The organism is Microbacterium sp., assembly GCF_039812165.1.
Taxonomy (GTDB): domain Bacteria; phylum Actinomycetota; class Actinomycetes; order Actinomycetales; family Microbacteriaceae; genus Microbacterium.
In genome coordinates this window covers 1-4,026 of the sequence record NZ_JBDIAB010000237.1, presented here as the reverse complement: position 1 = coordinate 4,026, position 4,026 = coordinate 1, and the positions used below count along the sequence as shown (strand labels likewise).

The window sequence follows — 4,026 nt, the reverse complement described above, 5'->3', positions numbered from 1 at the left end:
TCCACCAGCACGACGAGGTCGAACTCGAGCCCCTTCGCCTGCTCGGGCGTCAGCGCGCGCACGCGCGACGTCGGGGGGAGCGCGAGGACGTCGATCGAGGTGCCGATCACGGCGGCGATGCCCTCGGAGTGCGTGGCGAGCCATGCGTCGATGATCGCCCCGAGCTCCGACATCGCCCCGTGCGCGACCGGGATGCCGTTTCCCCGCACCGACACCGGCACGTTGGCCGTCGGGATCGCGGCCCGGATGACCGGCTCCGCCTCCGCCATGACCTCGCGCGGCGTGCGGTAGTTGATCGTGAGCGTCGCGACCTCGACGTGCGAGAGCCCGACGCGGGCCAGGCGCTCCTGCCACGACCGCGCGAACCCGTGCCGGGCCTGCGCGCGGTCGCCGACGATCGTGAGGCTGCGCGACGGGCAGCGCCGCACGATCATGTCCCACTCCGCGTCGGTGAGCTCCTGCGCCTCGTCGACGACCACGTGCGCGAAGGGACCGGCGAGCCGGTCGACGTCGATCGCGGGCAGGGCCGCCTCGTCCACGAGCGTGTTCTGGACGTCCTGGCCGCGCAGCATCGACATGACGGCCATCTCCGAGTCGTCCGCCGCGATCAGGTGGTCGATGGCCCTGTCGCGCTCCTCGCGCTCCGCCGCCAGCGCGGCCTCGCGCAGACGTCGTCGCCGCGCCGCCTCGGGCTCGCCGATGCGCCGACGCGCGGCATCCAGGAACGGCAGGTCCGCGACCGTCCACGCCCGTGGGTCGTCGCGCTGCAGCCGCCGCACCGCGTCGTCGTCGAGCCACGGCGCGCACCGCCGCAGGTACGACGGCACCGACCACAGGTCGGCGACGACGCCCGCGGGATCGAGCAGCGGCCAGCCCCGGTTGAAGGCGCGTCGCAGGCCCTCGTCGCGCGCCAGCACGCGCCGCACCAGCTCGGGCGGCGCATCGTCGTCGTCGACCGCGTCGGCGAGGATGCCGAGCAGCTCCTCCCACACCAGGTCGCGCGCGTCGTCGTGCGGGACGCCTCCCTCCGCGGCCTGGAACGCCTCCGCCCACTCGGCCGCGCCGACCCACACGTCGGCCCAGGGCGTCTCGACCACGAGCTCGTCGCCGGGCGGCTGCTCGTGGTGGCGCACCGCCGCCTCGACCGCCTCCAGCAGCCTCGCCGACGACTTCAGCGTCGCGACGTCCGGGTCGGGCTCGGGCCTGGCCGCGGCGCCCTCCGGCACGAGGTCGCGCAGCGTGCACAGCTGCACGGTGTCCTCCCCGAGGCTCGGCAGCACGTCGTCGACGTACGCGAGGTACGCGGAGCTCGGGCCGACGAACAGCACGCCTCCCCCGCCGTGCGTGAGGCGCGGCTCGGAGTAGAGGAGGTACGCGGCGCGGTGCAGCGCGACGACCGTCTTGCCGGTGCCGGGACCGCCGTCTACGACGAGCGCGCCGCGGGAGCCGGCGCGGATCACGGCATCCTGATCCGACTGGATCGTCGCGAGCACGTCGCGCATGCGCGACGAGCGGCTGCTGCCGAGGCTCGCGATGAACGCGGACTGGTCGTCGGCCGCGGTGCTTCCGGCCGCGGCGTCCGGGTCGAAGATCTCGTCCCAGTAGTCGGCGATGCGGCCGCTCGTCCAGCGGTAGCGTCGGCGGCTCGCGAGTCCCAGCGGACGGGCGAGCGTCGCCGCGAAGAACGGCTCGGCCGCGGGCGCGCGCCAGTCGACCAGCAGTCGACGGCCGTCGACGCCCGTGAGGCCGAGCCGTCCGATGTAGACCGGGTCGACGGCATCCGTCGTCACCATGCGGCCGAGGCACAGGTCGAGCCCGAAGCGCCGGAGCAGCCGCAGCCGCCCCGTCAGCCGGTGGATCTCGAGGTCGCGCTCGAGCGCCGCCTCGCCGTGGCCGCCGCGCGCGAGGCGCAGGGTGTCGAGGCGGGCGGTGAGGTCGTCGGTCTGGCGGCGCAGCTCGGCGTCGATGGCGGCGAACCACCGCTCGTCGGCGCCGATCAAAGCCGGGTCGGCCTTGGCGGAGAGGTTCGGGGCAAGGCGGAAGGCGCTCTGGATCTGGGTGGTCATGTCGGCTCCGTATCGCCGTCTCGAGGTCCCGGGCGGGGCTCGATGTCGAGGCGGAAGAGCGATTCTGCCCCAGCGAGGGGGCCTTGCCGCAAGCCCCCACCCCCGCGATATCCTGGAAGTGCAAGGAAGATGCGGGCTCGTCTGTGCGGCGATCGGATGCCGCGGCCCGCTCACTCCGTCTCGGTCGACGCCCGTTCCTCGCGGTCCGGCCTGTCGTGGGGCACGAGCTTGAGGCCGACGACCGCGCCGACGATGCCGGCGATGAAGACGATCTTGCCGACCGACACCGACTCGGCGCCCGTCGCCATCGCGTACGTCACGGTGAGCGCGGCGCCGATCCCGACCCACACCGCGTAGGCGGTGCCGATCGGGATGCGCGTGACGGCGACGGCGAGTCCGCCCATGCTCAGGACCAGCGCGACGGCGAACACGAGCGTCGCGACCGGCTCGGCGAAGCCGTCCGACAGGCCGAGCGCCGTGGCCCACACGGCCTCGAAGACCGCGCTGACGATGAGGACGGGCCACGCCATGTCAGCTCACCGCCTTCAGGCCGATGACCGAGCCGACCAGCAGCACGAGCAGCAGGATGCGCGCGAGCGTGGGGCGCTCCTGCCGCGTCGCGAAGCCCCACAGGACCGTGAGCGTGGCGCCGATGCCCACCCACACCGCGTAGGCCGTGCCGGTGGGGAGGTCGCGCATCGCCCAGGCGAGCCCCGCCATGCTCAGGGCGAGCGACACCGCGAACAGCACGGTCGGGCGCCAGCGGGTGAAGCGCTTGGACGCCGACAGCGCTGCGGCCCATACGGCCTCCAGCATGCCCGAGACGATCAGGATCAGCCACGCCATGACGACTCCCTCTGAGTCAGTCTTGTCGTGTGCGGGTACTGCTCCCTCGTCCGCGAGCCCGGCACCGGGCTCCGAGACGACTCTACGACGACTCGGACGGGGCCGGCTCCTAAGCTGAGGATGCAGCGGACGAGAAGGAGGCCCGACGTGGTGGAGGCGACGCAGACCGGCACGACGGTCGTCGAGGTGATGGCCGAGCTCGCCGCCCTCGAGGATCCGAAGATGCGCGAGGTGAACGAGCGCCACGGCGACGACCACGGCGTGAACCTCACGAGCCTGCGGGCCGTCGCGAAGCGCTTGAAGACCCAGCACGAGCTCGCCGTCCGGCTGTGGGAGACCGACGACACCGCCGCGAAGCTGGTGGCGCTCCTGATCTGCCGTCCGCGCGCCTTCTCGCGCGACGAGCTCGACGCCATGCTGCGCGCCGCTCGCACGCCGAAGGTGCACGACTGGCTCGTGAACTACGTCGTGAAGAAGAGCCCGCACCGCGAGGCGCTGCGTCTCGCGTGGCTCGCCGACCCCGATCCGGTCGTCCGGAGCGCCGGCTGGACGCTCACGATCGACCGCGTGGCGAAGGATGCTGCGGGCCTCGACCTGCCCGGCCTGCTCGACGTCATCGAGGCGACCATGAAGGACGCCCCCGACCGCCTGCAGTGGGAGCTGAACCACTGCCTCGCGCAGATCGGCATCTCGCACGCCGACCTTCGCGCGCGGGCGATCGACATCGGCGAGCGCCTGGAGGTGCTCAAGGACTACCCGACTCCCCCGAACTGCACGTCGCCGTTCGCACCGACGTGGATCGCGGAGATCGTCCGCCGCCAGACCGGCGCATAGCGGATGCCGCGGTGCCCGGCCCGCGGTGCCGACTGCCTCGCCTGTGGATAACCGATTGCGGCGAGCCCGCGTTGGCTACCGTGGGAGCATGATGCAGCGCTGGGTCCGGACCGTGGCCGCGACGGCCGCTGCGATGCTCGCGCTCGCGCTCGCCGCGGGATGCACTCCGACGCCCGAGCCGACGCCGACCCCGACGGGGTTCGCGAGCGATGCCGAGGCCTTCCGCGCCGCCGAGGAGACCTATCGCGCCTACGTCGACGCCCTGAACCAGGTCGATCTC

General features: G+C 73.1%; 4 protein-coding genes, 1 pseudogene and 1 riboswitch. Of the genes and pseudogenes, 2 read left to right on the top strand and 3 right to left on the bottom strand.

The genetic code is table 11. From position 1 onward, the window contains the following. From helR to WML84_RS13490, 3 genes are all read right to left on the bottom strand, one after another. Positions 1-2,066, bottom strand: a 2,066-nt coding sequence (helR, locus tag WML84_RS13500; RefSeq protein ID WP_347346655.1) for an RNA polymerase recycling motor ATPase HelR, incomplete at its 3' end; no start/stop codon positions are given. A 170-nt stretch (positions 2,067-2,236) separates the two neighbouring features. After that, positions 2,237-2,596, bottom strand: coding sequence for a multidrug efflux SMR transporter (locus WML84_RS13495; protein WP_347346654.1), 360 nt, complete (start codon positions 2,594-2,596; stop codon positions 2,237-2,239). A gap of 1 nt (position 2,597) precedes the next feature. Then, on the bottom strand, positions 2,598-2,912 hold the full coding sequence (locus tag WML84_RS13490) for a multidrug efflux SMR transporter (protein WP_347346653.1): 315 nt from the start codon (positions 2,910-2,912) through the stop codon (positions 2,598-2,600). Positions 2,913-2,922: 10 nt separating this feature from the next. Further along, positions 2,923-2,987: riboswitch (guanidine-III (ykkC-III) riboswitch) on the bottom strand. A gap of 114 nt (positions 2,988-3,101) precedes the next feature. Here WML84_RS13490 and WML84_RS13485 point away from each other — a divergent pair. Together WML84_RS13485 and WML84_RS13480 are read left to right on the top strand one after the other, a co-directional pair. Beyond that, entirely contained in the window at positions 3,102-3,746 is a 645-nt protein-coding gene (locus WML84_RS13485) for a DNA alkylation repair protein (protein ID WP_347346656.1), read from the top strand. An 88-nt stretch (positions 3,747-3,834) separates the two neighbouring features. Beyond that, positions 3,835-4,026, top strand: a pseudogene (locus WML84_RS13480) (hypothetical protein); the annotation flags it as partial.

Coding starts and splice junctions, on each gene's coding strand:
- WML84_RS13495 (WP_347346654.1), bottom strand. CDS start 2,596: ATGGCGTGGCCCGTCCTCATCGTCAGCGCGGTCTTCGAGGCCGTGTGG.
- WML84_RS13490 (WP_347346653.1), bottom strand. CDS start 2,912: ATGGCGTGGCTGATCCTGATCGTCTCGGGCATGCTGGAGGCCGTATGG.
- WML84_RS13485 (WP_347346656.1), top strand. CDS start 3,102: ATGGCCGAGCTCGCCGCCCTCGAGGATCCGAAGATGCGCGAGGTGAAC.